The following is a 26617-nucleotide window of genomic DNA, read 5'->3' on the forward strand; positions in this document are numbered from 1 at the left end:
AATTATGAGTTAGCTCTAGGGGGATTAAATTGAAAACCTTCTATTATAGCATAGATTTTTTTTGCAAGAGGTCTATTTATAGGGCAAAGCAGTTGTTAAAACAAAAAGAGCGATCAATTATGGAAATTAGCTTAAAGTGTGAGTTCAATAGCCACAGCCATTTGAGTAAACAGTTTCGGCAGCTTACGGGTATGACTCCTACAGCTTATAGAACTCATTGTTAGCTGGCGGGTTCCAACTACCAACTGATAATAAGCGGCAATCCCGGTCGGAAATCTACCTGTTTTCCCTGCACTTCTCCATCAAAACCCAGCTCCACAAAATACTCGGTTCCTATCCGTAAGTTTAGCTGATTTGTCTCAAGCACTGCTTGAAGTTCAGGTGACGGATTATTGGCAGCAGGACTCACTAATTCTACACGAGTAATTTCGCGGAAACCCACACCATGATCCAACGGCTGTGACTTATCAGCAGAGTATTGATCTGGACGTTTACCAAAGGAAATTTGGAAAAGCATGGGTTCAGTCAAAACATCACTATTTGTTCCTACCGCGATACTCATCGTTTCAGATAAATAAGGTGGACGATATGCCCAACTAGAAAATGCAACTGTGTCCTCAGAACCTTTGGCTGGACGCAAACAGATGCCAAATGGACACGCACCATTATTCCGATTTGTCGATCGCTCCCAAAGACGAGTCAGATGAATTGGCTCAGACTTCGCCTCTTCTGGATCGTGAATCCATAGCAATTCCAACATTGCGTTATGGAAAAAGAAACAGCGATTGGTTGTACCTTGTCCGCGATGAATGCGAGATCCACCCTCCACTAAACCGAAGGATGATAAACGATTAGCTTCCGAAGCACCAATATCAGTAAGGATGAAAAGATGGTCGAATTCAAATGTCATAGCATTATTCATCGAATTGCTCGATCGCTCAAGTAATTTTAATCCCCTGTGATTGCTTTCCTTCCGATCGCCACGCTGATGCTGCACAGCGTACTGTACCAAAGTACCAAAGTCCCAAACCTCTAGTCAGTAAATCTTTCCCAATCTAAAATCTAAAATCTAAAATCTAAAATCGATCGCCCCAGCCTTCAAGTTACAACCAGATTGAGGAACCATCCGCCCGCATCCAGCAGTCTCAACATCCAGTTACCGACAATTCTGCTAAAGTCAGGTCATCCAAAGAGTGCATCTTGTATAGAGGCGATTCGCAGCCTCTGTCCCCAAAGCAGTAAAATCCCATCAGCTTGTCACCTGCCACTCGATCGGCAGTAACTTAAAAATTAAGGTAGTTTGAAAATAATCGCCCAAAGTTGAAAGAAGCCTTGACATCTGACCTACACTCTCTAACTTAGACCCTCTAGCTGCGCTGCCATCCATATTTAAAAGATGCCATGTCAACCTTAGTCATCGTCGAATCTCCGACCAAAGCCCGCACCATCCGCAACTTCCTGCCCTCCACCTACCGTGTAGAGGCATCGATGGGCCATGTCCGCGACCTACCATCCTCCGCCGAAGAAATACCAGAAGCCGTTAAAGGAGAAAAATGGGCGCAACTGGGCGTAAACGTGGAAGCAGACTTTGAACCCCTCTACGTCATCCCGAAAGATAAAAAGAAAATTGTTAAAGAACTCAAAGACGCCCTCAAAGACGCCACAGAACTGATTCTAGCCACTGACGAAGACCGGGAAGGGGAAAGCATTTCCTGGCATTTGCTGCAAATCCTCAAACCCAAAGTTCCCATCAAGCGGATGGTGTTTCACGAAATCACCCGCGAAGCTATCCGCGACGCCTTAACTCACTGCCGCGATATCGACAATCGAGTTGTACAAGCCCAAGAAACTCGCCGAATTCTCGACAGACTCGTCGGTTACACACTCTCTCCGCTACTGTGGAAAAAAATCGCTTGGGGTTTGTCCGCCGGTAGAGTGCAGTCAGTCGCTGTACGCCTGTTGGTGCGCCGGGAACGGGAACGCCGCGCTTTCCGCCAAGGTAGTTACTGGGATTTAAAAGCCCTTTTGGAAAAGGGCAAGATTTCCTTTGACGCCAAACTCGTGACAGTCGGCAAGGTGAAAGTTGCAAACGGCAGCGATTTTGATGAAAATACCGGGCAAATTATCGCAGGCCGCCGCGTACTTTTGTTGAACGAAGAACAGGCGCGGGCTTTACTCTCACGCATCCAAAACAAACCTTGGACTGTCAGCAATCTAGAAGAACGGCCAGTCACCCGCAAACCGTCACCGCCGTTTACGACCTCGACTTTGCAGCAGGAAGCTAACCGCAAACTGAGGCTGGGTGCGCGAGAAACCATGCGAATTGCCCAAAGTCTCTACGAACGCGGTTTTATCACCTATATGCGGACGGATTCGGTGCATTTGTCCGAACAGGCGATCGCAGCGGCGCGCAGTTGCGTGCAAGAACTTTACGGCAGCGAATACCTCAGCCCCCAACCGCGCAAATACACCACGAAAAGCAAAGGCGCGCAGGAAGCCCACGAAGCTATCCGTCCTGCCGGCAGCACTTTTCGGACTCCGCAGCAAACCGGATTAGATGGCATTGATTTCCGCCTCTATGATTTGATTTGGAAGCGGACTGTCGCTTCTCAAATGGCCGATTCCCGCCAAACTCACGTCACTGTATTAACTCAGGTAGAAGATGCCGGTTTCCGTTCCAGCGGCAAACGCATTGATTTTCCAGGCTTTTTGCGGGCCTACGTGGAAGGTTCCGACGATCCAGATGCTGCGTTGGAAGACCAAGAGGTAATTTTGCCGGCGCTGAAGGTGGGGGATAAACCTAATTGTAAGGATTTAGGGGCGATCGGCCACGAAACTCAACCTCCCGCCCGCTACACGGAAGCTTCTCTGGTCAAAATGCTTGAAAGCGAAGGTGTGGGCCGTCCGAGTACCTACGCGAGTATTATCGGTACAATTGTCGATCGGGGATACGCGAAATTAATAGCTAACGCCCTAATTCCGACATTCACCGCTTTCGCCGTCACGACTTTATTGGAAACACATTTTCCCGATTTAGTAGACACGGGTTTTACTTCCCGAATGGAACAAACCCTCGATGAAATTGCCACAGGCGAGGCCAAATGGCTGCCGTATTTGCAAAAGTTTTATACAGGGGAAACCGGACTCGCAACCCAAGTTAAAGAACAGGAAAGTCAGATTGACGCGAAAGTTGCCCGAACTGTGGTACTGGAGAATATTTCTGCTAAAGTCTGCATCGGCAAATTCGGCGCATACCTGGAATCTGAAAGCGAAGAAGGCTTGGTAAAAGCATCGATTCCCCAAGATTTGACGCCGGCAGATTTAGACCCGGAACAAGTAGAGTTTCTGTTAAAGCAAAAAATGGAAGGCCCGGAAAAATTGGGTCTTCACCCGGAAACTGGGGAACCGATTTATGTGCTGATTGGCAGTTATGGACCATACGTTCAGTTAGGGGATATTTCGGAAACGAACAAGAAACCGAAGCGGGCTTCTTTACCGAAGGGGACGGATAAGGATAGCGTGACGGTGGATATGGCGGTGAGTTTGTTGACTTTACCTCGGTTGTTGGGCACTCACCCGGATACGGGGGCGAAGGTGCAAGCTAATTTGGGGATGTACGGGCCTTATGTGGTGCATGACCAGGGTAAGGTGGGGAAAGATTATCGATCGATCAAACCGCCGGATGATGTTTTGACTATAATGCTCGATCGGGCATTGGAAATGTTAGCGCAACCGAAAGCCGCCCGCGGCAGCAGCAAAACAGCTACACCTTTGAAGGAATTGGGCGCGCATCCAGAATCGGGAGAACTTATCAATGTTTACGACGGCCGTTATGGGCCCTACGTCAAACACGGCGATATCAATGCTTCTTTGGCTAAGGATGAATCTGTGGAGAATTTCACCTTACAAAAAGCACTGGATTTGTTAGCAGCGAAGGAAGCAGCGGGCGGCGGAAAATCTAGCAGCAAGTCGAAGAAGTCAACTAAGACTACTGCGGCGAAATCGGAAACTGCAACGAAGAAGACTGCGGCTAAGAAAACCACTGTTAAAAAGACGGAGACTGCGGCTAAGAAAACCACTGCTAAAAAGACGGCGACTGCGACAACAGCCAAGAAAACAACTAAGTAAAATTAGTTTAGTTTTCCCTCATCCCAAAAACTCGGTTTATTCACAAAACCGGGTTTTTTTATTTATCAAATACGAGACAACACGACAAAAATAGGTTTGTAGTAACGAGTTTAGTCCTGACAATTTTCTCCTCTTAGGTATTTGTCATCAGCGTCTGCGGGGTTCGATCGGCCCTATTTTTTTTGAGACATCTCAACTCAAACTCTTGTCAAGCCTACCTTTTCAGTTTACTTGTCACCCGTCAGCAAAATCATCCTATTTACTTATTGACAATGGCGGCTCTCTGTTAAATTGTCATGGATCGAACATATAAGGTTAAAAATTGTATCATAAGCAACAGAAAGTACCCAATGTTTTATGTAGCGCCCTACAATTGAGAAAAGGAACAAGATTAAGAGGCGCGATCAATATGGATATGAATATGGATATGAATGGAAACCTAGACTGGGAAGAAGCATTTGAGTACAGAGCGGGCTTGACAGTGGAGTTGAAGTCCCAGCCTGGGGTTTTGCATACGATCGCTTACTATGAAGTGATGATGGTACCGCCCATCTGGTTAGAAAATGACCCGCGTCCCCGGTATCCTCACGAACTGCGAGTCGTTTCCCACCAGCCCACTGTGTCCAATATTTGCCGGATTTCAGAGTGTCCTGTTTTAGTCGCCTCCTAGGTTTTTTCAGCGGGAAATATCGGCGGTGGCATCTAGCCAGCAATCAAACCGATGCAGTTCCCAGAGCAGGGATGTAGCCAGGAGCAATTACCATCTAAAAGTACAAGGGCACAGGTATTGGACCGAATGGGCTATCTTCTTGGCAAAGTAGTAAAAGCCAAACCTCAAAAAAAATTGCACAAACAGAGGATATCTTTTCTTTAACAACATCGAAAACTTTAATCAGCAAGTAACAAGCACCAAAATCAAACGAATAAGCAGGGACTGCACAGCCACTGTGAATATTCCAGAGGAATCGGGTGGGCGAAAAACCATCTTGGGACAATCAAGCTAACGACCCTGATATGGGATGCACAGAAAAATATATTTCCTGTGCGATTCTGGTTGTCTGTTAAAACGTTGCTTCCCGCCACAAACAAAACTGGTATATTGTTCTCAAAAGGTTGATTGTTGTCGTCTTTGAATTTGAGTTCGCCACTTTCAATGAGTGGAGGATTTTGGGGATTGGCAGCAGTTGGAGCGAGTTGAGATGTGCGTTCCGCAAATATAGCATCTTTGCCGAAGTAGTCGATTTGTCTTTTGTTTACAGGTTAGCCAGTGAGAGTATAGAGATCAGCAGATTTTTTTACGGGTGGTAAAACTGAAATACTTTAATTTCCGGCTAAAATTGATGGGTTTGGAAAAGATTGCGGTGTCTTCGGGGTTATTATTAAAACTGTCTGAAAGTGCCGGGACTGCTAGTTCTGGGGTAGGGTTGCTAAGGGCTTGAGGATTGAGTAAGTTTGCGCTATTTAGGTCAAACTCAGGTATTAATAGAGTTGCCCTAATAGGGAAGTAATCTTGACTGTTGAATGGCGATTTATTTAAAAATTTTATATTGGGTTTGGTAGATGCGAATAAGCGGTACAGATACTTGTCGGGCTTGTTAGTATCTCCCCATAGGAAAATAGTTTCTGTCAAGGTGTTGAGGCAGAAATGTTGATTGTTATAAAACTTTGCATCATCTTCGAGATTCCTGGTGCGATCGCCCTCAATTGGGCAAAAACAATCTAGCTCATCAGGTGAAAGAGCAATTGCAGCAGCATAATTAAGAACGAGAAACTAAAGAACGAACGTAAAAAGACACCGCTCCAATTAAGTAAAAACAATTCACCAAAATCAACAATCCTTTACCAACATAAGAATTAACCAAACCAAAAACGCGGTAAGTTGACAGCAGCACTAACAACATTTCCACTAGAGAAACAATTGACCCGTAGTGCTTCCTATCCCAATAAGAAAACGGACTGATAAAACGGTAATTGCTGAACGGAAAAAAGTGCCTATGAGCGTCGTCATTGTGGACTGGCAAATCTCCCAGAGAGTGTAGTATCATGCTGATAAACAGAATTTGCACACTTTGCCAGCCAAAGTAATAAGCAATTAGCAAACCAATAACCGCCAGAGGGATAGAATGAAACAGAGCAACAACGTTCTGGACAAAAGGCTCATAGTATGCTTTTGACCAAATTGTAGCTGCGGGCAAGCGAGCAATGTATTTCGCCCAAAAGTAAAATAAAAATATCGGAATATCCGGCAAAATTCCGCCGATCGCAATAATTAGATTAGCTTGCGGCAGTTGGGGTTTGCCGAGAATTGCGAGATTGATAATAGCGTGGCTGGGAGTCTTCATAAGTAGGGTGCGTCAACTAGGATTATCTTATTCATAATTAATCAGATATAAGCTGACACACCCTACGCGTGAGATAATTGGCTCGTGCTACAAGTGAGGTTGCAGTCGATCGATCAACTGCGCCGGTTGCATAACTCCCTCAATGCGATCGACCTCAGCGCCATTTTTGAACAGCACCAAAGTCGGCAAAGCATAAATGTGATGCTGCGACGCCAAGTGTTCGTACTTATCCGTGTCAATTTTGACAACCATCAGCTTGTCTTTCATCTGACCACTCACTTGCTCCAAAATCGGTGCCATCATCTGACAAGGCCCGCACCAAGTAGCGTAAAAATCTACCAACACCGGCAAGTCAGAGCCCGATAGTAACTCCTCAAAACTGCTGAACTGTTTTTGAACTGCCATAAGACAAAATAATTTTTTGGGTTCTGGCTCGATTTTAGTGCAAAATTCTCTGGTAGATTGCGAGGACACAATTATGGAATTATTACCAGAGACTTTTCAGAGATTGCGGGGTCAAGTTGCTGTCGTGACCGGTGCGTCGCGGGGAATCGGCCGCGCCGTTGCTTTAACCCTAGCAGCAGAGGGCGCTAAAGTCGCCGTAAACTATGCGAGTTCGAGTGCTGCTGCTGATGAGGTGGTAGCAGAAATAGTCGCTGCTGGAGGAGAAGCTGTGGCACTTGCAGCAGATGTCTCGAAAACTGACCAAGTAGATTTACTCACCAGTAATGTCATGGAAAAATGGGGACGAATTGACATTTTGGTGAACAATGCCGGCATTACTCGCGATACTTTGCTGCTGCGGATGAAGTTGGAAGATTGGCAAGCAGTAATTGATTTGAATCTAACCGGCGTGTTTTTGTGTGCGAAAGCTGCCAGTAAAATCATGCTGAAACAGCGAAGCGGCCGAATTATTAATATTGCTTCGGTTGCTGGACAAATGGGCAATCCCGGACAAGCTAATTACAGTGCGGCGAAAGCTGGGGTAATTGGGTTTACTAAAACTGTGGCGAAAGAGTTGGCCAGTCGCGGGATTACTGTGAATGCAGTTGCACCGGGTTTTATCACTACAGATATGACTAAGGATGTCAAGTCTGATGAGATTTTGAAGTATATTCCCTTGGGGAGATATGGGGAAGTTGAGGAAGTTGCGGGGATGGTGAAGTTTTTGGCGGCAGATGCGGCGGCGGCTTATATAACGGGGCAGGTTTTTAATGTGGATGGGGGGATGGTAATGGCTTAGGATTTCGGGATTTTTTTAACCGCAGATGCACGCGGATGAACGCGGACATTTGCGGTTAACTTGTCAAGTTAGACTCATAGTCTCACTTGCAATTGTTTGAGCCGTTCATTGACAAAAATTTCGCTCGATCGAAGTATTTGGAGAACGGATTTGCAAGCGTTTTAAAACATCTTCTTTAGTTGCCACGCCCCGGTTTGCAATCGGCGAAACCAAGTGCTTCGCTCGATCGAAGTATTTGGAGAACGGATTTGCAAGCGTTTTAAAACATCTTCTTTAGTTGCCACGCCCCGGTTTGCAATCGGCGAAACCAAGTGCTTCGCTATCGAGGAAGTTAGCAATTGCCATTTCCACAACAATTTCGATCGGATATTCAATTTCAGCAGCACGGGCGATCAGGGCCGCACGAATTCGTTCGGGAAGGTATTTTAGGATGGCTTCGGCATCGGCAACAGATAGTTGTTCCAGAGTTGTTGATTGCATGAGTCTAGCTTTCTGGTGGGATTTGAACGTTGTAGGGCGGCTCAGTTGCTCTCAGAATAATCGCTTCTAGCTCTAATAATAACGCAGGGTTGCTCCACGCCGAGAGCGGGTGAATGGCGATACGAACATCTTCCCAGTTGTATTTGTCGAGCCATGCCCAGAGAAATGCTTTGTGCCCCCCACTAAATCTACCCCGCAAGCTTTTGGTTTTACCGATGTAAAGCAGGCCATCGACACGATGTCTGACAGCATAAAGTCCAGGGCGAGAGGGGATGGTATCAAAGGAGCGGCCCAGGGATTGGCATTGCTCGAAGGGCGTAAAGGCAAGGGTTTCGAGAATTTGGCGGGCTTCTTGTTGGATAGAATCGGGCATGATCAGTGGCGCTCGTATTTGCCCGATTTTATATTGAGCGCCCCTTAATTACCGATATTGATTGCCTGTTAATGCAGATAGGCGAGGAAGAGCCTCCAATTTTTTTTCGGAAGCGAGGCAGAGCAAGAGTGACATCAGTTCCCAGGCTCTTCCGGGGAACCAGTTAAATTACTTTAAGGCGGCACACAACTGAGTGAGGACTTTTTTGTATTTTGCAATGCGTTGAAAATCTGCCTCTGTCGGATTGGCTATGCGACGAAGATCGAGGTTATGAGTAACATCAGCGATTTTAACTTGCAGTGCGATCGGGTTGGCAATCACACGTTCTAAATAAGCTGCATAAGCTTCTCCTTCTATTTTGGTAATCGCCGCGATCGCCGAGACTAAAACTTCAGGAAAACCTTCGCTTCTAAGTTGCTCAAGTGTAAGTTCAGAATCTTCTACCGCATCGTGTAGAACCGCTACGATTTTTTGCTCTAGAGAATTTACATTTTCCATCACAAATAGCGGATGATCGAGATAGGGATTGCCTGCCTTATCAACCTGCCCCTCATGAGCTTTTGCTGCAATCCCGATCGCTCGTTCTAATAATGATTCGTACTCTGAGTTCGTATTTGACAACATAGTAAAGAAGTTCTCTATTAAATAAAGTTTAGCCCCCTCACGGGTGATCGGGTGTGACTTTTTATTTTAAATATTCCTGCAACAATTTCCAAGCCATTTGAGTACCCTCACCTGCGTTGACTTTTTCAAAGTCTACATCTTTTCTCAAAACTACCAAACCCACACCTTCTTTGATTTCTATTTTATCATGATCGCTAACTCTAGCCAAAAAAAGGTGGTTGTTTTGTAAGATTTTTTTATCATTTTGGGTCTTTTCGTGAGTAAAAGTTGCGATAAATTCCATTGTGTAATAATTAATTGTGAGGCAAGTTTCTTCTTCCAATTCTCGCACTGCTGCCTGCTGTGGACTTTCTCCAATGTCCACGCCACCACCAAAAGTAGAAAGCATTCCTTGACTGGCAATACCTGGAATATTATCTCGCAGTTGTGCCCCAATCTGACCGTTCGGGAGCATTACAAAAATGCGAACTATTGACTTGGGAATATTCATATTATCGATGGCATAACAAAATTCACAGAAGTTGCTCTATAGTTTTTTGATTTGACGCCAAATTTTCCTAATCCAATTGTACAGCGCAGCATACAAAGCCCGCAACTGATTGACAAAAGTTTGCCAAATAGAACGTGTCCTTACCGGGGAAATCTCCTGGATTTCCACGGGCAGCGGTGGCATCCCGACTACTTCATACAGCGGATATTCGCCACTTTTCCCCGGAATTTGCACTGATACGCACTGATTGACGATCGCCAATTCCTTAACTTCCTGATAAGTCTCCTCGGAAATCAATAAACTTGTTCCTACTTGCTTGTTCGCAGCTTCAATCCGGCTGGCCAAATTCACCGCATCTCCGATCGCCGTCACCGTCTGACTCTTCGACGCGCCCAAATTCCCCACAACGACCAAACCGCAGTGAATGCCAATCCCAATCCGCAACTGGTGACGGTATAAAGTCTCAAAATAGGGATTGAGTTTCTCTAGTTCCTCCAGCATCTCCACCCCAGCCCTCACCGCTTTTTCCGCCGCTTTGTCTGAATTTTCCAACCCAAACAGAGCCATAAAACCATCTCCCATGTAATTATTAATCATCCCGTCGTTGCGGTTAATAACATAACCCATTTTTTGGAAATAGCGATTTAAAATATAAATTACATCGTAGGGTAACAGCGATTCTGCAAACGCCGTAAACCCTCGAATATCGGCAAACAAAATTGCAATTTTTTTCTCTTGACCCACAGAAGTAGAAATCAACTTTCCGGCCATTTCGTCGTTAAATGATTCCAAGTCTTCAGAATGGATCGCCAATCGGCGCAAAATCACCTTGCCGCCCGCCACCTGTGTCTGACAAGCTAGCCTAATTTCCGGCTCTAAGCGCAATTTTTTCGCTAGTTCCTCTTCCGGCGAAGTGCGGGGAGAGCAAAATTCTAAACCTTCGACAATCAATACCCGGCAAGTCGAGCACCGGGCGCTACCGCCGCAGATGTGGGTGTGGGGAATGTCGGCACGCAGGGAAGCTTCGAGAATTATATCGTTGTCGTCTATCTCGATCGTGCGATCGTCCGGCAGATAGTGAATCTGTGGCATATGTGGCGCGTCTAGCTAATTAGCGAGGAATCTCGCGGACATCTGTTATTGCAGCGAACCTTTATGCAAACCCGGTTTCTCGGCATTTTTTCTGTACCCCCTGATTCCTTAACTATAAGTCGCGATCGGCATTTGCTTCTCGTTGCGTCAGCTCAAGCGCCCAACTGACACCAGTTTAAAAAAAGAATGCACCTCTGAGCAATAGTCCAACTCTTAGCTCATCAGTCATTCCCCATTCTCAAATATAAAATGGTATAACTGAGCACTAAAATCTTCATCCCACCGTGAAAATACCCCCATTCAAGCTGTGGAGTTAATCTAAAATCTCAAATCTCAAATCTCAAATCTCAAATGGACTGACATAATTCTTAATAAAATTTATATCGCCCAAACCCCTATAAATCCGTTATCAAATCCCCTTCAACCGCCATATATTTTTATGATTTTGGGTAGGTGGGCTGTGCAAACCTTACTTGGCAATAGTTTCAGCTTTTGTGCTCTCTAACAACCAGCTAATTTTCGTGAGATAGAATAGCAGCATCTTTAAAACCAGTATAGCCATGACTTCATCAACAGCCCTACAAAGCATCGAAAAACACATTCCCATCGTGGGAGATGTACATAGCAAAAGTCCGATCGCCTACGGAGCAACCCGCCTCGCAGTCAGTGCAGTTAACACGGTGCAAATGGCAGTCGCAGAGTCTTATATCAACGGATTAGAAGTCCCAGATTCAGTATTGCGATCGCTTTTTGATACCTGTATGCCGGTCTTTTTTAAGCATTTCCCGTCCCTGCTTGCACCCTACGAATGGGTACTAACAGAAACAGACCATACAGCCGAAGGGCCGCGGGATTTAATGAAGATTCAGTACGACTTACCTCAAGCAATGCTGAATCCGATGTTAGGCGACGGGAAACTCATATATCCTAAATACAGCATGGGATTGTGGGAAAAAGGAGCCGCCAACCTTGAACAATCGCAAATCCAAATGATTGATGATGTGATTGAGAAGCTAGAGATTCAAGATGGCGACAATATTTTAGACTTTGGCTGCGGTTGGGGTTGTGTTCCCAATTACATTCTTTCCAAATTTCCCAATGTCACCTTTACTGGCATTAACCTCAGCCACCACCAATGCGAGTATATGCGGCACAAGATGGAAGACCCCGAAAGCTATCTTAGTTCAGGTCGATTTACCCTATATGAAGGCGATTTGAACGACGCCCAATTTGAGACAAAATTTGACAAAATTCTCTCCATCGGAGTTTTTTGTCATGTAGGTAATTTAACGCAAGCTTTCCAAAAGCTGGCATCTTTCCTGAAGGATAACGGCAAAGTTTTCATTCACATCATCACAGTTCGCACTCCCAACAATATATCCAGCGTTTTCACCCACAAATACATTTTTCCCCACGGTCGTTACTGGAAATACGATGCAGTTCCCAGCCACAACAAAGACCTCAAAACAATTCAAAGATGGTATCTCAACGGCTACAATTACTCCACGACCTTTGCTAACTGGCTGAAAAACTTTGACGATTCTCAGGCAATAGTCAAAGATTTAGACTACGGCATCGACTATGCCAAATTTCGTCGCATCTGGCGGTTTTACTTAATTTGGTTTGTGTCTAATTTCGCGAGTTGCGATGGCGAATATAACGGCAACGGTCAATATTTAATGACTCGTGCCTAATCGCTAATCCGTAGACCCAGCTCAAAAAACTGAACACCCCGAACCCCGACTTCTGTGAGATGTCGGGGTTCTTGAGTGCGAGCTACTTATCGGGAGAATAAAACCTTTCAATCTAGATTTAGGGCGATCGAGAAGTGTTGCCTTCTTTTGAGAAATTTTTCTGAGTTTAAAAAAATCCGGAATAAGATTATTGCTCGGTGAATAAGACCTATATCAAGCGTGAGCCTGCACAATACTTTTTAAATTCCATCCTCGCTCAGTAGTGATGATGTCCGATATTTTACTACAAAAAGAGAGTTGATTTATACAATGGTAGACAAAATGAAACCTTCTCTTCCTCAAGACGAGCCGAACCAAGAACAGCGCCGCAATTCCTTGAATCGCCAGCAACAAGCTTATCAGTTTGACTTTGAGAGTTTATCACCTTTGGCATTATTGAAAGATGTGCCACCAGTCGAGAACTTTTCGAGCAAGTATATTGGAGAGCGGATACTAGCAACATCGGAACTTCCAGGAAATATGCTGGCGGCCGATTCGAGAACTTTTCTCGATCCTCTCGACGAACTCCAAGACTATGAAGATTTCTTTACTCTGCTGCCGCTACCTGGAGTTGCCAAAATCTACCAAACCGATCGCTCTTTTGCAGAACAGCGCCTGTCTGGAGCAAATCCAATGGTGCTTCGCCTCTTAGATGCCGACGATCCTCGGGCGCAAACACTGGCACAAATTTCCGGTTTTCACCCATTATTCGATCTGGGCCAAGAGTTGCAACAAAAAAACATTTACATTGCCGATTATACGGGTAGCGACGAACACTATTGCGCGCCTTCAAAAATAGGAGGCGGCAGCTATGAAAAAGGCAGAAAATTCTTGCCGAAACCGCGAGCTTTTTTCGCTTGGCGGTGGACGGGAATTCGCGATCGCGGTGAACTGGTGCCGATCGCCATTCAACTAGATCCCAAGCCAAATAGCCATCTTTACACCCCGTTCGATCCTCCTGTGGATTGGCTGTTTGCGAAACTCTGCGTACAAGTAGCAGATGCCAATCACCACGAAATGAGTTCGCATTTAGGTCGTACTCATCTGGTGATGGAACCAATCGCGATCGTCACCGCCCGACAGTTGGCTAAAAATCACCCCCTTAGCCTGCTGCTGAAACCGCACTTTCGGTTTATGTTGACTAACAACGAGCTGGCGCGTTCTTATTTGATCGCTCCGGGCGGGCCAGTCGATGACTTGCTAAGCGGTAGCTTGCCAGAGACAATGGAAATAGCTAGAGAGGCTTGTAGTAACTGGAGTCTGGATCAATTTGCCTTCCCAACCGAACTGAAAAATCGGGGCATGGACGATCCAAATCAACTGCCTCACTATCCTTACCGAGATGATGGATTGCTGCTGTGGAATGCGATCGAAACCTTTGTATGTGGCTATCTCAAATTCTTTTACCCGACAAATGAAGCACTCGTCCAAGATGTGGAACTGCAAACTTGGGCCCAAGAATTAGCCTCGAATGAGGGCGGTAAAGTCAAAGGAATGCCCAGCAAAATCGACACAGTTGAACAATTAATTAAAATTGTCACAACCATAATTTTTACCTGCGGTCCGCAGCATTCAGCAGTCAATTTTCCCCAGTATGAATACATGAGTTTTGCTGCCAATATGCCTTTGGCAGCATACCGGGACATTCCCAAAATTAATGCTTCTGGGACTCTCGAAGTGATTACGGAAAAGGACATTTTACGGTTGCTTCCTCCGTACAAGCGAGCGGCTGAACAACTGAAAATTCTGTTTATTTTGTCAGCTTATCGATATGACCGTTTAGGTTATTACGATAAATCTTTCCGAGAACTCTACCGGATGAGCTTCGATGAAGTTTTTGAGGGAACGCCGATCGAATTTTTAGCCAGCCAGTTCCAACAAAATTTGAATATGGCTGAACAGAAGATTGATGCCAACAATCAAAAACGAGTAATCCCTTACTTTGCTCTCAAGCCTTCGTTGGTACTAAATAGCATCAGTATGTAGAGTTAAAAATTCAGCACAATATCTCAATGTAGGGTGCGCGCGGCGCACCTTACTCTGTATTAGCCGTTTTTGTATTCTTCAACAATAGAGCAATTTACGGACAATGTACCACAGGAATCAGTGAAGGTGACTTCATCTTGATAATGCCGGGGTGTTTCAACCAGTAACCGCCAAGCGTCACCAGCCTCGATTAAATTCAGCCGATCGGGATAATGAATTTTTAACAACTCTTGCACCATCGGATAATAGTCTGAGTTGATGCTGGGGAAAATATGATGCTCTGTGTGGTAAGAAAAATTTAAGTGCAGCAGGTCAAATATTTTAGGAACGCGCACTGACATACTGTTAATCAGCGGGTCATTAATGTCGGTCATCCGGCAACCCATGTGGTTTGTATAGATGTAAAACATTGCCCCTGCATGACCAATTGCGATCGGCAAAATGTAGGCGAGGGCGATTTTGAGCGGATGAAAATTTAGGTAGAACAAAATGCTGGCATGAATTCCTAAAATCCCTACACATTCAAATGCGATCGTCAATCTATCTTTAGGACTAACAGTAAAGGCAGCCGGTACGTAATCGACAGATTTATCGTTAAAGAACAGTACCGAGGTGAGATTGCGGAAATTATGCACTAACCACGAACCGGCCATCCCTACAATTAACCACACCGGATTGACTTCCACCGACGGTACAAACAGATTTTGAATCCATTTTCCCCAAGTATCTGGTTGCTGGTACAGATAGTTGCGATCGGGGTCTGCCAAAGAATTCGTGTTATTGTGATGTACGAGGTTGTGCAGATTTTTCCACTGAGTAGGCGGCATAAACAGCATACTTAGTCCCAAAAAGGCGATCGGATAAGTGAGGCGCGACTTTTTCTGAACGCTACCGTGCATCAAATCGTGGGAGCTAAATAGCAAAACTATGATACTATTGCCCATAATCGCGGCTAAAGGTAAGTAAAGCCATAAAAGATAGACAGGCCAGCGATCGAGATTAGCAGCAATTTCCCATCCCAGCAATAAAATAGCAGCGTTGATGAATAGTATTGCTAACTTGCTGGTATCTGGTTCAAAGGCATGTGACGGCAGCAGCGGACGCAATTTTTTTATATATACCGAGTGGTTAATTAGTGTTTCTTTGCCTAAAGTCGGCGTTGCCGTCTTGTCTAGAGTATTGAGTGATTTTTCTGATTTCATGTGCTCGCTAAGAGTATTTTCCTGTGACTAAATAACTTTCTAAATTTAATTAGATCCCGTACCCGATTTTAGATGGAACCCACACATAAATCCGGCGGCTTATTGTCAGGCTGCGGAGATTTTATCTGTCTCCACTACGGCTATCCGGGAGCTTGTGATCAAATTGCTTTAGATCAAGGCTGCCTGATTTTTGTACCAAGATATTATTGTATCCTATAAAAATAATTTTGGAACACCTCTTAAAGGCTTACCTATCGATAATACTCTCCCACTTTTCACTTGGGTTTAATCTCCATAACCAATCCTAAATAACCTATAAAATTAAAAAAGTCCGTTTCCCTGAACAATTTCTTTGATTGTCGTCAGGGTATCTAACCCGATCAATCCCCGACGATAACCTTTTTGGTTGGACATTCCCAAAAATATCGCATCTCCCCGATTTTGATAGCGCCAAAACCGAGGTGAGGCATTAATAAAAGTTGAGGCGCTGTTAACATCCAGAGCAAATTGGCGACTTTCTAAGTAAGATTCAGTAGCAATGCAGTCAGCGTGGCCGCTGCTGTAGCGGTTGATCCAGCCGATCGCAATCTCTAAACTATCGACAACTTTAAACGCGATGGTTTTGTTTAAATAAGGTTGAGTCCACTCGTATGGTTCCGCCAGCTTCAAGTCTGGGAAATCTGCGACGAGATCCGCATCGGCGCTAATTTGAAAGCCTTTTTCTTTTAAACTGTTCCACAGCCGGAGTAAGGAAGAAGGCTTTTGGTTGCGATCGATCAGCACTTTCTCGATCGCATTAACAGGATCGGGCACGCTTTGATGACTGTCCAAAATCATCCACCTTGCCATCTCCAAACTGCCAGTCGGTGACCAATAAAGGTAACAATTGCCCATGGCCGACCTCAAAACTGGTGCTGTGCACAACCTTACTACCTGCTGCACCAAACTTGGCCTGCCGTAGGGAATAATTAAATTGAGATATTGGTCTTGAGTGACCAATTCTCGGATCGAAGCGCCCCGATCCGGCGGCAGTACCTGCAAACATCCCGATGGCAAACCTACCTCATCGATCGCCGACATCAAAGCTTCTCCAATTACAGCATTAGTTTGCCAGCTTTCGCTGCCGCCTTTGAGAATCAAACTGTTAGCGCTTTTGAGAGACAAACCCGCTGCGATCGCCCCCAACTCGGGCAACGCCTCGTAAATTAGAGCGATCGCCCCCAGCGGTAGCGACTGACAGTAAACCTGACAGCGATCGACCTGATAAGAAGCATTGATCACCCTGCCGATCGGATCTGGCATTTCCCCCAACCGTTGCAGAATTTGCACAGTTGTCTTGATCCGTTCCGGCGTCAGCTTCAGCCACTCCACAATCAACTCGGGAATCGCCATGTCCCGACTCGCTTCTAGATCCAGAGTATTTGCTTCTAAAATGTCATTTTGCCGACGTTTCAGCCAGCCCGCCATCGCCTGCAAAGCTGCCGCGCGATCGGCACTCTTTGTCGTAGCCAACTCCAAAGAAGCTTGATAAGCGCGACGCGCGACATTTGCGGCATCTGACGAATGGGTAAAATCCTCTATTATCATCTAGCTAACGCCTGTAAGCCAGCCATACCATCAGCGCCGGCAGCATTGCTAGGAGCACAGCGACCATTGCCCACAGAATAATATTCGGGCCCGGCGAGTGTAGCGCCAACGGCAACCAAATCACTAACGGCACCAATATCATACCCAAAGCCAGTGGCAAGTAATGCGCCTTCAAACCCGGATGCGCTCTGTTCCACTGGTGACCCGTCCACCGCCAAGCCTGCTTGTAAGGATAGTTCGTTGATAGTTGCTCGATGACGTGTCCGCTTTCGTCCAATACAAATATTTGCTGACAGCGGTTGCAGCCAAAGGCTTCTGTCAACGTTATGGGCACGAGACGACCCCGGCGTCGGCAAGGACAGGGGTATTCATCGTTTAAGTCAATCTTTGGAGCTTTTTGAGATGGCACGAGCGATCAGATAAAAAAAAGCGTTTTTACAAAAATAATCGTTCACATATCCATTTAATCAAACTTGTCAATTCTCCCTGATAGAGGCTTTCAAATGCCTGTATCGAGCGAGCGCCTGAGCGACAATTTTGACTTGCAAGTTCTCTCATCAACTTTACCACTAACTTAGATATTTTCCATCATCCTTAGGAGTATACCTAAGACTTCATTGCTATACTTTGTGGTTTTCTTGACTTATTTATCTTCTAAAGCGGGTGACGCGATTCGAACGCGCGACATTCACCTTGGCAAGGTGACGCTCTACCACTGAGCTACACCCGCATTTCCTGCGGTATTAACAATATTGTCTCAATTCCCAGAATTTGTCAAGTCTTTTTAGTAACTTTTTTTCAGACACCCTGAAAAAGCGCCCCAATGCCACTCCCCACCTGAAATTGCAGCAGCCAGATTGTTAACAAAATCAGTAATTGCGGTGGTTTTGACCGCCATCGGCCAACTGCAAAGCTACAATCAAGCTGGAATTGTGGGAGAACACTGTCATGTCAGATTTAAATCGCGGAATCATGAAGTTCAAGGGAGCTGACAGTCCTATAGCGATCGCCATTTCGGCGATTGTCATTGCCGGCGGAATCGGCTTCTTGATCTGGTGGGCCCTCCAATCAGCCTACACCTTCAGCTAACAGACTACTCAAACGTAAAACTTATAAGGCCTTGCTCAAAAGGCAGAATTTAAGAAAAATTCTGTCTTTTGCATTTTTTTGCCCTTAGTCTTGAGTTTATTTCCAAGGAATGCGGATCGATTGCGGACGATCGAATAATTGCCATAAATCACCCGATCGGGCGAGTCGCTAGCACGATCCAAGATGACCAAGAATTTCTTGATGGTACCCGCCACGTGATTTATCCGTGGAATCAATCCAAAATCGAAAATCGAAAATCCTCAAGCCCCCGCATTTATCCGTGGGGTCGCCTCTAAAATCTAAAATCTAAAATCGATTGACTCCCCGATCAACTACTTTTGTAGTACACTTGTAAACAAAGCGCGCCGAGAGCGCAATTTTAGATGCAAGTGTTTGCAAGGGTTGTATCTCAACACAAATTTATGGCAAGCTTTCAGGACATCTTCAAATACTACAGTCGCTACTGGAAAAGCTCTGTTTACAGCATAGGCGCATCCAGCGTTTTGGCACTAGCCGATTTGCTTGTTCCCTACGCGATCGGTCAAATATTAAACGTATTGTCGGATCAACCTACAGATACAGTAACGAAAAAACTCATAACAGCGATCGCCTCTGTTACCCAGCACTCACCCAACAAAACATTATCGCTATCGGTCTTGCTGGGCATAATTTTTCTGGTAACAGTCGCCAAAGCACCGGTACAGCCTTGGGTGGGAAATTGGTTCCACTGGGCGATACCATTGAGGGCAAGGCGCGATCGAATGAGAAGTGCGATCGGCAAAATCCTCACCTTACCCCTAGAATTTTACGACGAAAACAACGCCGGACGGATTGCCAGTCGCATCGCCAAAGGCATCGCCAACCATACTTGGACTTACCCAGAAATTGCCGGCGAATTCATCCCCGAAGTCGTCCGCTTAATCGGCATTTTTGCCGTTATCTGCTTAATTGAGTGGCGGATTGGCTTATTAATTTTGGTTTCATTCCTATTTATCCTCAGTTTCACCCTCAAAGGCCTGCAAGGGGTGACTGCGCGGGAAGAAATTCTCGATGAATACATCGAAGATACCGAAAGCCGCAACTCGGAAATTATCACCAACATCAAAACAGTCAAAGCTTTTGCAACAGAAAGCGATGAACTCAAAAGGCAAACCACCAGACTCGATCGCGAATTAAAAGTCGTGATCCACCGCATTCACAAAGGATACGTCACCCTGGGGACATACCAGCAGACGATCGTCCAGTTGTGTTTGTTTTCAGTTCTTGGTTTTAGCCTAGCAGCCACGGTTGCAGGCAAAATTTCCCTCGGATATTTTGTTACCGTCTACACCCTGGCAAGCATGGCATATTCCCAACTGCGTCCGATTAGCATTATCGCCGAATTATTGGCGCGCCGCTATTCTTCAATGATCCGGTTCCACGAGTTTATGCAAACGCCAGACGGTGTTGATGCGGTTAATTTAGCAGAAAATGCTCGATCGGCACAGCCACCTTATAAATTTACCGGCAAAGTTGAGCTCAGCGGTTTGACCTTCGGGTACGACAGTCAAAAACCGGTTTTGCAGGATGTGAATTTATTGATTCATCCCCGTCAGACTGTAGCATTAGTCGGGCGATCGGGTTCCGGGAAATCGACTTTAGTTAAACTTCTGTTTCGCTACTTTGAACCCAACTCCGGTCGCATTCTGATCGACGGAGAAGACATTCGCAGCTTAGACGTGACTCGCTACCGCCAGCGTTTAGCGATTGTCCACCAAGAAGTAGACGTTTTTAACGGTACTTTGCTGGAAAATTTGACTTACGGAAACAGAAACGCTACTTTCGAGCAAGTTGAGGATGCTTGTCGCATTGCCAAAGTAGACGATTTTGTGCGGCTGTTGCCCCAAGGTTACTATACCGTGGTCGGGGAGAGAGGAATGCGGTTGTCCGGCGGTCAGCGGCAGCGATTGGGGATTGCGAGGGCGCTGTTGGTGGAGCCGGATGTGTTAATTTTTGATGAGGCTACTTCTAGTTTGGACTATGAAAGCGAGCGATCGATCCAGATAGCCATGCGAAATATCCTCGGTACGCGCACCACCATAATTATTGCCCACAGACTGAGTACAATTCGCGAAGCCGATGCGATCGTCGTACTCGACGGCGGTAGAATCGTCGAAGTTGGCAGCCATGAAGAACTTTTAAGCCAACAAGGTATTTACCGCCGCCTGCACTCCCTGCAAGAAACCGGGGAATTAGTGAATTAGCCATTTCCTGCTAGCTCTTCGTCTAGACTTAGGGTGCTCCGGGCGGGCACCGAGCCTAGACGTAGCAATGCACACCTTAAACAGTGTTCAATTTTCTCGTCTGCCACTAACTCACTTATGTGTTCTCCACTTAATGATTAGAGTTTTAAATATAATGTTGCAAATAAAGATTCTGGTGCTAGGATATATAACTGTGATGGAAATGGGTCGATGCCCGAGCGGTTAATGGGGGCGGACTGTAAATCCGCTGGCTACGCCTACGCTAGTTCAAATCTAGCTCGGCCCACCTCAATTTAATAAAAAGTTAAAATTTAAGAATTAAAAATTAATTTTTTAATTGGAGGTTCTTAATTTTTTATGCCCGTGTAACTCAGTGGTAGAGTACCTCCTTGGTAAGGAGGAAGTCACGAGTTCAAATCTCGTCACGGGCTTGCTATTCTCTGCTATATCTCTCAAGAGTTTCACGCTCATCGCACAGCAACAAGGTTAGTTTTCCGCTCAACTTTCGTGCTGATGGTTTTCTAATATGTCCAAAACCGCCTCCATATCTGCCAATTTTGCGCCGGACTTTTTACGCCGCGCTTTCAACTGGTTGAGCAGGTCGGCCGGTTCTGGGAAATCTGCGACTGCCGGAGAAACTTTGTTGCTATCTCTGGTAGTGTTGGGCCTGTTAATTAATATCGATCGTACCCAGAGTTTAGCTCGTAAGCACGGTTTTGACATCAGTGTTAGTCGCTGGCAGTATGGCTAGTTGAGAATGGTGAAACATCTCAGTTCCAACTGAGATGTTTCACCATTCTCAATAATCATTTTTTGGGCGGGCTCTCCTGCCCAACCCCTACTCCCCACAAGAAAACTTATTCTTTGTGGAACAGGCCGGAAAGCCTGTTAAGCGAGAATGGTCAAACATCTCAGTTCCAACCGACTTTAGCTATGAGACTGGGGTTTCACCCTCCGGCGGACACTGCCACAAACTCATCACAATATTGTACCCGTATCGAAATCCCCGACTTGTTCCATAAATCGGGAATCTAATCATCCTCATCCAATCCCAGCGGAACAAAATATTGACTGTAAACCACACTATCCGGCTCCCAAAGCGGCCGCCAATAAATATTTTGCATCACCGCCTTCTCCCCATCACCATCAGCAGGCCACTGAAAACTGACGATCGCAATATTGCTATATCCCACAATCTCATCACCCTCTTGCAGCCAGCGATTGCGCCACAACAGCGATATAAAATTCCACAACCTACGCAGCACTGACAATTGTTTATTTTTATGTGTTCTAGTTGACGGAGTTCCCTTTTCTAGCAGCAAAAACACCCGAGCTCTTTGCCGTTTCATCCAGTCAATCCGATAGCCCCAATCAGGAAGAGATTGTCTATGCCTGATAGCAGCCGCCATAGCTTTCTTTCTGCCACCCCTCGAAATTTTCATTAATTCCAGCGGCTCATTCCATCCCAAACATTCGTGCGATCGCTCAGGCAGCAGCGACTTAATCTTAGTATGAATTAAATGCGTTTTCCACTCCTCATTAATCAAAGCACTAGCAGTCAACTGCGCCAACACAGAATATCGACAATTTGATTGATAATTCGCCAGATTCAAAGGCTCAATATTCGATCGAGAATCGCCAAAATGACAATCAGACCAATAACTCAGTCGCACAGCAGCAGCATAATGAATATCCCCGCTCAACACAATTACCCGATCGCGCTGCTTAAAAAACTCCGACAACAGCTTCACAAAAGCCAACTCATGAAAATTCCAAGCATCCCCCGCATCACTATTAAAAACCTTCCCCTGTTCCACATCCCGTTTTTGAACCGCATCAATAATCCACAAACCCACCAAATTTGTCGGCACCACTACTAGCGTCGCCTCAATCTCAAACTCCCCAGTTTTATTCAGCAAATCAGTTTCATGCAAAGGCTGCTGAATTTGCTCCTCAAAACCTTTGTGAGTCAAAAGCATCGGCGGATCGATCGCGCTTTTCACCGGATACCCCCGCCAATTCCGCGTATCCAGCACAATCACCTCGTGCTTAAAGCTTCTCACATTAAAATGCCAATTCAAAACCTCACTTACACCCTCGCCCTCCCGATCCAAAATAAAAACATCTTCATCTAATTTCAACTTAGGCAAATGAGTTTTCGGATCGAGTCCTGGAATTCCCAAATACGAAGCCGCATCCTCCCAAGCAGAAACATCAGTCCCCGCCGAATCCGACCATTTTTCAGCAGCCTTTAATAATTTATCTCCCGGTTTTGCGCGATCGAACTGTGCGGGCGTATTTCCCCAAGCCTGAAACACAGCGTAAGCCAGCAAAGCATTCTGCACCACCCGTCGGCCCAGCGGCTTTCCCAGCACCCGGTAACACCACTCTCGATTCAAATACAAATCATCGCTAACATCATGGTCATCGCAAATCATATAAGTAGGAATATTTGCTAGCGCCCTCCTCACCCTCCACAAATTGCGAGCAAAACCGTCAAGTTCAACAACTTCTCTATCCCAGACTTTGGCCTGCTTAGAATTTGGACAAATATCCTTACCCTTCGGAAAACGCTCGCACCAAAGTACAGGCGACCAAACTAACAAATACATGGCACAATATTCCCCCAAGCTAAATAAGTGACTTTTAGCATTGGCGGGTTTATTCACCAACATCGCCGTAAAGCCGCCAAAATCTCTGGCAATATCGCTGCGAGTCCCCGGTTTTAACTCAATTGGTTTTTTGGACTGATACTCAGCATCAGACGGTTTCTGAATGGGCGACTCTCTAAAAATTTCCCTTTCTTGGGCAACTACATTTTCGTTTTCCGAATTCTTAGGTATACTGATACACAAATTCTTTTTAATTTGGGCATCATTCATCAGGGGCAGACTCTCTTCCCAGCCCAACAGTGTATCGCCAGCATCAGTCAAAGCCCACAGCATCGCATCGGCAACATCGTCGCCGTAAATTTGGTCGCCCGTTAAAAACAGTTGGTGGGGCCTGCTATTTGCCTTTCCTGCAAACTGTTCGATCGAATTATCCAAGATTGGCAGCGCATCTCTGCCGTCTCCGTGGGGCTTGCGACAAGAACCGTGAACAATCCGCAAATAGTTTAAATCCTGCGGTGGCAGGGCAAAAGTCGGCAACTGGTGAGCGAAATAACTGATCGTCTCCGGCCCCAAAGCCGACAAATTAGGCGAGGCAGGCCACAGGCAAGAAATGAGATTTTCTTTCTCATATTCTGGGACTGCAACCGACGGCGACTCGCTACTCCCAGCAAACTCGATGTCATAGGCATAAACTTGCCCAGATGTCAAGAGATTGCTGTTAATTGGTTTAGCAGTGACCGCCACTACGTGCAGGTATTTGCCGAGCTGCACAGTAGAGTTCGCACCTTGGAGCAATGGCTGATCGACAATTTCGCCGGTTCCGCCCTCTGTCGAATAAACCTTGAGTTCGACTTGGCGGGGTGCTTTCAGAGCCAGCCAAACTGTCACGGCCCGACTTTCAGTCCGGCGCAAAATCGGGCCCGCAAGGATGAGCGGCAAGTGATGAATTCGATGACTTAAGGGAGTCCACGACATAGGATTTAAAAAATAAAAATTAAATAAGAGTGTTCTAGCAATCAGATTTTAGGCGATCGAGCATCTGTCACCCGCTTAATTAATGCTAAGTCTGCCAACCCAAGTCTCCAAAATTGTAACAATTCATTAAGTAAAATTAATAATCATGCTACAAGAAGAACAATTACAGCATTTCCTCAATTCAGCCCCCCAGTTGCCAGCAATTAAATCATCAGAACCCGCCGGAGGGCCCAACAGCCGCCCAATCTACTCCTCGCCTTTAGATCGGGCGATCGACCGCCACCCCATCACTGTGGCTCCAGAAACCCCGATCGCCCAGGTGTTGGTTCTCATGAACCCGATGCGCGTCTCATGTCAGCTTTGTGGCGAAAAACAAAACGCTGTTGCTAGCGCAGCCAAGCGCAGTTGCGTGTTAATTGTCGAAGATAATCGACCGATCGGCATTTTTACAGAACGAGATATCGTCAAGCTAACTACCGTCGCAGCTTGTGCAGTAGGACTGACAATTGCTGACGTAATGACTCGATCGCCCATTACCCTCAAACAATCCGAGTCTCAAGATATTTTCACAGCTATGTTCACGTTGCGCCAGCACCAGATCCGGCATTTGCCCGTAGTGGACGAGGACTCGCGACTTCTCGGCATCATCACCCGCGAAGCAATTCACGAAGCCCTGCAACCGGTTAACTTGCTAACCAATTTGCGCTGTGCAGCAGATGTCATGACGAAAGAAGTCATTTCTGCCCCAACAACTGCCTCAGCCCTCGATTTAGCCCAGCTCATGGTCAAGCATCGAGTTAGTTCCGTCGTCATTGTCAAAGAGCAAACTCAGCATCCCGATCGCGCGATCGCACCAATACAAAATTATCAAATTCCGATCGGCATTGTCACCGAGCGCGACATCGTGCAGTTTCACGCCCTCGAACTCAACCTCTCGGAAATCCCAGCAGCAAGGGCCATGAGTGCGCCTTTATTTTGCATATCTCCCGCCGATTCCCTCTGGAGTGTCCACCAGTCCATGCAGCGACACTGCGTCCGCCGTTTGGTAGTAGTTGGCAGCCAGGGAGAACTTTTGGGTGTTGTTTCTCAGACAAGTTTGCCGCAAGTTTTTAACCAATCTGAAATGTATGGGACGATCGAGCTGTTGCAACAAGCAGTGGACGATCGAGCCACCCAATTACAGAAGGCCAACGAACTTTTGCAGCAAGAAATTTTAGAGCGGCAGCGGGCCCAAGAAGCCCTGCGCCAAGCTCATGACGACTTAAAAAAACAAGTTGAAGAACGCACCGCTCAACTTTTAGAATCAAATGAATTGTTGAGACGGGATATTATCAAGCGCCAGCGAGTCGAAGAAGTGCTGCGGCGAAAGCAAACTTGCTTGAAAAATCAAGCGCAGCAATTAGAGGACACTGTGCGAAAGTTGCAGCAAACTCAAACTCAATTGGTGCAAACCGAAAAAATGTCTTCTTTGGGACAAATGATTGCCGGTATCGCTCACGAAATTAACAACCCTGTTAATTTTATCTACGGCAACCTTTCCCACGCCAGCCACTACATCAAAGAATTGCTTCAACTGTTGGAACTTTACCAGCAGCACTATCCCGAACCCGTCTCGGAAATTCGGAAAGCAGCAGCAGATATGGAAGTCGAGTTTTTGGTCGAAGACTTATCTAAGATCCTGTCTTCTATGCAAGTAGGAACTGAGCGCATCCGCCAAATAGTTGTGTCGATGCGTAATTTTTCGCGATCGGATCAATCTAACATCAAGCTCGTTGACATTCACGAGGGACTCGAAACCACTTTGTTGATTTTGCAGCACCGGCTCAAAGCCCACGGCGCACATCCAACTATTCACATTATTAAAGAATACGGCAATTTGCCCAACATCGAGTGCTGTGCCGGTCAAATCAATCAGGTGTTCATGAATATTATCGGCAATGCTATTGATGCTTTGGATGAAGAAATCCAGAAAGGGGAATGGGCGGCGAGAAATGCGACACATTCACCCCCGTCAAATCCTAATTCTCCATTGATTGTTCCCACAATTACAATTCGTACTGAAGTTGTTGGCGGCGATTTTGTGGCGATCCGCATTTCCGACAACGGGCGGGGCATACCGGAGGAGATTCGTCGCCAATTATTTGACCCGTTTTTTACTACCAAACCAGTCGGCAAGGGCACTGGGTTGGGACTGTCGATTTCTTACCATTTAGTTGTCGAACAGCACGGGGGGCGACTAGATTGCATTTCGGAAGCTGGACGGGGCACTGAATTTGCGATCGAGATTCCGATCGTTAGTGGTCATTAGTCAGCAGTCATACGATTTTAGATTTTAGATTTTACAATACTCCGGACAGTTTTTAAAGAGGGATGCGACGCCTACGGCAAGCAACGCTTACGCAATAAATCACAGAAGCG

The 26617-nt window shown here is 46.0% G+C and carries 22 protein-coding genes and 3 tRNA genes; 10 read left to right on the plus strand and 15 right to left on the minus strand.

The window, feature by feature from the left end; all coding sequences use genetic code 11:
* Positions 1–29: 29 nt before the first annotated feature.
* Positions 30–224, plus strand: a complete 195-nt coding sequence (locus tag QUA70_RS23935) for a helix-turn-helix domain-containing protein (RefSeq protein WP_333350380.1) — start codon at positions 30–32, stop codon at positions 222–224.
* 14 nt (positions 225–238) lie between these two features.
* Here the strand turns inward: QUA70_RS23935 and QUA70_RS23940 are convergent, their stop codons facing one another.
* The gene (locus tag QUA70_RS23940) at positions 239–1012 is read right to left on the minus strand and encodes a VOC family protein (protein ID WP_333350378.1); all 774 of its coding nucleotides are present in this window, start codon (positions 1010–1012) and stop codon (positions 239–241) included.
* A gap of 389 nt (positions 1013–1401) precedes the next feature.
* Here QUA70_RS23940 and topA point away from each other — a divergent pair, with 389 nt between their 5' ends.
* Together topA and QUA70_RS23950 are read left to right on the plus strand one after the other, a co-directional pair.
* Positions 1402–4128 carry a type I DNA topoisomerase gene (gene topA, locus QUA70_RS23945; RefSeq protein ID WP_333350376.1) on the plus strand — a complete coding sequence of 909 codons (2727 nt, stop codon included), beginning with the start codon at positions 1402–1404 and terminating at the stop codon, positions 4126–4128.
* 427 nt (positions 4129–4555) lie between these two features.
* Positions 4556–4798, plus strand: a complete 243-nt coding sequence (locus QUA70_RS23950; protein WP_333350374.1) for a hypothetical protein — start codon at positions 4556–4558, stop codon at positions 4796–4798.
* A gap of 1087 nt (positions 4799–5885) precedes the next feature.
* Here the strand turns inward: QUA70_RS23950 and QUA70_RS23955 are convergent.
* Together QUA70_RS23955 and trxA are read right to left on the minus strand one after the other, a co-directional pair.
* Positions 5886–6470, minus strand: a complete 585-nt coding sequence (locus QUA70_RS23955; RefSeq protein WP_333324100.1) for a hypothetical protein — start codon at positions 6468–6470, stop codon at positions 5886–5888.
* An 87-nt stretch (positions 6471–6557) separates the two neighbouring features.
* Entirely contained in the window at positions 6558–6875 is a 318-nt protein-coding gene (gene trxA / locus QUA70_RS23960) for a thioredoxin (RefSeq protein ID WP_006634176.1), read from the minus strand.
* Between the two features lie 73 nt (positions 6876–6948).
* Between trxA and fabG the strand changes: the two genes are divergently transcribed.
* On the plus strand, positions 6949–7713 hold the full coding sequence (fabG, locus tag QUA70_RS23965; RefSeq protein WP_006634175.1) for a 3-oxoacyl-[acyl-carrier-protein] reductase: 765 nt from the start codon (positions 6949–6951) through the stop codon (positions 7711–7713).
* A 273-nt stretch (positions 7714–7986) separates the two neighbouring features.
* On the opposite strand, the gene QUA70_RS23970 is transcribed toward fabG, so the two are convergent.
* The 5 genes from QUA70_RS23970 to QUA70_RS23990 all read right to left on the minus strand — a co-directional run bounded on the left by QUA70_RS23970 (position 7987) and on the right by QUA70_RS23990 (position 10772).
* The gene (locus QUA70_RS23970; protein ID WP_333324102.1) at positions 7987–8193 is read right to left on the minus strand and encodes a hypothetical protein; all 207 of its coding nucleotides are present in this window, start codon (positions 8191–8193) and stop codon (positions 7987–7989) included.
* A 4-nt stretch (positions 8194–8197) separates the two neighbouring features.
* Positions 8198–8566: a GIY-YIG nuclease family protein gene (locus QUA70_RS23975; protein WP_333324104.1), complete on the minus strand. Its 369-nt coding sequence runs from the start codon at positions 8564–8566 to the stop codon at positions 8198–8200.
* Positions 8567–8734: 168 nt separating this feature from the next.
* Complete coding sequence (locus tag QUA70_RS23980; RefSeq protein ID WP_333324106.1) at positions 8735–9190, minus strand: HD domain-containing protein; 456 nt, start codon at positions 9188–9190, stop codon at positions 8735–8737.
* Between the two features lie 61 nt (positions 9191–9251).
* Positions 9252–9680, minus strand: coding sequence for an NUDIX domain-containing protein (locus QUA70_RS23985; protein WP_333350370.1), 429 nt, complete (start codon positions 9678–9680; stop codon positions 9252–9254).
* A gap of 36 nt (positions 9681–9716) precedes the next feature.
* Positions 9717–10772 carry an adenylate/guanylate cyclase domain-containing protein gene (locus tag QUA70_RS23990; RefSeq protein WP_333350368.1) on the minus strand — a complete coding sequence of 352 codons (1056 nt, stop codon included), beginning with the start codon at positions 10770–10772 and terminating at the stop codon, positions 9717–9719.
* 560 nt (positions 10773–11332) lie between these two features.
* Here QUA70_RS23990 and QUA70_RS23995 point away from each other — a divergent pair.
* Both QUA70_RS23995 and QUA70_RS24000 read left to right on the plus strand, forming a co-directional pair.
* A complete protein-coding gene (locus QUA70_RS23995; protein WP_333350366.1) occupies positions 11333–12466 on the plus strand; it encodes a class I SAM-dependent methyltransferase in 1134 nt (377 codons plus the stop codon).
* A 321-nt stretch (positions 12467–12787) separates the two neighbouring features.
* On the plus strand, positions 12788–14491 hold the full coding sequence (locus QUA70_RS24000) for a lipoxygenase family protein (protein WP_333350364.1): 1704 nt from the start codon (positions 12788–12790) through the stop codon (positions 14489–14491).
* Positions 14492–14550: 59 nt separating this feature from the next.
* Here the strand turns inward: QUA70_RS24000 and QUA70_RS24005 are convergent, their stop codons facing one another.
* From QUA70_RS24005 to QUA70_RS24025, 5 genes are all read right to left on the minus strand, one after another.
* A complete protein-coding gene (locus QUA70_RS24005) occupies positions 14551–15693 on the minus strand; it encodes a fatty acid desaturase (RefSeq protein WP_333350362.1) in 1143 nt (380 codons plus the stop codon).
* A gap of 321 nt (positions 15694–16014) precedes the next feature.
* Positions 16015–17280: a glutamate-5-semialdehyde dehydrogenase gene (locus QUA70_RS24010; protein ID WP_333324117.1), complete on the minus strand. Its 1266-nt coding sequence runs from the start codon at positions 17278–17280 to the stop codon at positions 16015–16017.
* A 4-nt stretch (positions 17281–17284) separates the two neighbouring features.
* The gene (locus QUA70_RS24015; RefSeq protein ID WP_333324119.1) at positions 17285–17689 is read right to left on the minus strand and encodes a hypothetical protein; all 405 of its coding nucleotides are present in this window, start codon (positions 17687–17689) and stop codon (positions 17285–17287) included.
* Between the two features lie 249 nt (positions 17690–17938).
* A tRNA-Gly gene (locus QUA70_RS24020) sits at positions 17939–18010 on the minus strand.
* A gap of 139 nt (positions 18011–18149) precedes the next feature.
* Positions 18150–18308 carry a hypothetical protein gene (locus QUA70_RS24025; RefSeq protein WP_333324158.1) on the minus strand — a complete coding sequence of 53 codons (159 nt, stop codon included), beginning with the start codon at positions 18306–18308 and terminating at the stop codon, positions 18150–18152.
* 483 nt (positions 18309–18791) lie between these two features.
* Here QUA70_RS24025 and QUA70_RS24030 point away from each other — a divergent pair, with 483 nt between their 5' ends.
* The 3 genes from QUA70_RS24030 (at position 18792) to QUA70_RS24040 (ending at position 21043) form a co-directional block, all read left to right on the plus strand.
* On the plus strand, positions 18792–20612 hold the full coding sequence (locus tag QUA70_RS24030; protein ID WP_333350360.1) for an ABC transporter ATP-binding protein: 1821 nt from the start codon (positions 18792–18794) through the stop codon (positions 20610–20612).
* Between the two features lie 204 nt (positions 20613–20816).
* Positions 20817–20898, plus strand: a tRNA-Tyr gene (locus QUA70_RS24035).
* Between the two features lie 73 nt (positions 20899–20971).
* A tRNA-Thr gene (locus tag QUA70_RS24040) sits at positions 20972–21043 on the plus strand.
* Between the two features lie 67 nt (positions 21044–21110).
* On the opposite strand, the gene QUA70_RS24045 is transcribed toward QUA70_RS24040, so the two are convergent.
* Together QUA70_RS24045 and QUA70_RS24050 are read right to left on the minus strand one after the other, a co-directional pair.
* Positions 21111–21335, minus strand: coding sequence for a hypothetical protein (locus tag QUA70_RS24045; protein ID WP_333350358.1), 225 nt, complete (start codon positions 21333–21335; stop codon positions 21111–21113).
* Positions 21336–21643: 308 nt separating this feature from the next.
* A complete protein-coding gene (locus QUA70_RS24050; RefSeq protein ID WP_333324127.1) occupies positions 21644–24199 on the minus strand; it encodes a PhoD-like phosphatase in 2556 nt (851 codons plus the stop codon).
* Positions 24200–24344: 145 nt separating this feature from the next.
* On the opposite strand from QUA70_RS24050, the gene QUA70_RS24055 reads away from it, so the two are divergent.
* Positions 24345–26507 carry a CBS domain-containing protein gene (locus QUA70_RS24055; protein WP_333350356.1) on the plus strand — a complete coding sequence of 721 codons (2163 nt, stop codon included), beginning with the start codon at positions 24345–24347 and terminating at the stop codon, positions 26505–26507.
* The last annotated feature ends 110 nt before the right edge of the window (positions 26508–26617 follow it).

The sequence above is a fragment of the Microcoleus sp. LAD1_D5 genome, assembly GCF_036702115.1.
Classification (GTDB): Bacteria; Cyanobacteriota; Cyanobacteriia; order Cyanobacteriales; family Microcoleaceae; genus Microcoleus.

What these genes read in the sequence shown, in the direction of transcription:
- QUA70_RS24005 (WP_333350362.1), bottom strand. Translation starts at nt 15,693, where the DNA reads ATGAAATCAGAAAAATCACTCAATACTCTAGACAAGACGGCAACGCCG.
- QUA70_RS23995 (WP_333350366.1), top strand. Translation starts at nt 11,333, where the DNA reads ATGACTTCATCAACAGCCCTACAAAGCATCGAAAAACACATTCCCATC.
- QUA70_RS23970 (WP_333324102.1), bottom strand. Translation starts at nt 8,193, where the DNA reads ATGCAATCAACAACTCTGGAACAACTATCTGTTGCCGATGCCGAAGCC.
- QUA70_RS24055 (WP_333350356.1), top strand. Translation starts at nt 24,345, where the DNA reads ATGCTACAAGAAGAACAATTACAGCATTTCCTCAATTCAGCCCCCCAG.
- QUA70_RS23975 (WP_333324104.1), bottom strand. Translation starts at nt 8,566, where the DNA reads ATGCCCGATTCTATCCAACAAGAAGCCCGCCAAATTCTCGAAACCCTT.
- trxA (WP_006634176.1), bottom strand. Translation starts at nt 6,875, where the DNA reads ATGGCAGTTCAAAAACAGTTCAGCAGTTTTGAGGAGTTACTATCGGGC.
- QUA70_RS23985 (WP_333350370.1), bottom strand. Translation starts at nt 9,680, where the DNA reads ATGAATATTCCCAAGTCAATAGTTCGCATTTTTGTAATGCTCCCGAAC.
- QUA70_RS24045 (WP_333350358.1), bottom strand. Translation starts at nt 21,335, where the DNA reads ATGTCAAAACCGTGCTTACGAGCTAAACTCTGGGTACGATCGATATTA.
- QUA70_RS24030 (WP_333350360.1), top strand. Translation starts at nt 18,792, where the DNA reads ATGGCAAGCTTTCAGGACATCTTCAAATACTACAGTCGCTACTGGAAA.
- QUA70_RS23980 (WP_333324106.1), bottom strand. Translation starts at nt 9,190, where the DNA reads ATGTTGTCAAATACGAACTCAGAGTACGAATCATTATTAGAACGAGCG.
- QUA70_RS23950 (WP_333350374.1), top strand. Translation starts at nt 4,556, where the DNA reads ATGAATGGAAACCTAGACTGGGAAGAAGCATTTGAGTACAGAGCGGGC.
- QUA70_RS23990 (WP_333350368.1), bottom strand. Translation starts at nt 10,772, where the DNA reads ATGCCACAGATTCACTATCTGCCGGACGATCGCACGATCGAGATAGAC.
- QUA70_RS24050 (WP_333324127.1), bottom strand. Translation starts at nt 24,199, where the DNA reads ATGTCGTGGACTCCCTTAAGTCATCGAATTCATCACTTGCCGCTCATC.
- QUA70_RS24010 (WP_333324117.1), bottom strand. Translation starts at nt 17,280, where the DNA reads ATGATAATAGAGGATTTTACCCATTCGTCAGATGCCGCAAATGTCGCG.
- fabG (WP_006634175.1), top strand. Translation starts at nt 6,949, where the DNA reads ATGGAATTATTACCAGAGACTTTTCAGAGATTGCGGGGTCAAGTTGCT.
- QUA70_RS23955 (WP_333324100.1), bottom strand. Translation starts at nt 6,470, where the DNA reads ATGAAGACTCCCAGCCACGCTATTATCAATCTCGCAATTCTCGGCAAA.
- QUA70_RS24025 (WP_333324158.1), bottom strand. Translation starts at nt 18,308, where the DNA reads ATGACAATCGCCGAAATGGCGATCGCTATAGGACTGTCAGCTCCCTTG.
- QUA70_RS24000 (WP_333350364.1), top strand. Translation starts at nt 12,788, where the DNA reads ATGAAACCTTCTCTTCCTCAAGACGAGCCGAACCAAGAACAGCGCCGC.
- topA (WP_333350376.1), top strand. Translation starts at nt 1,402, where the DNA reads ATGTCAACCTTAGTCATCGTCGAATCTCCGACCAAAGCCCGCACCATC.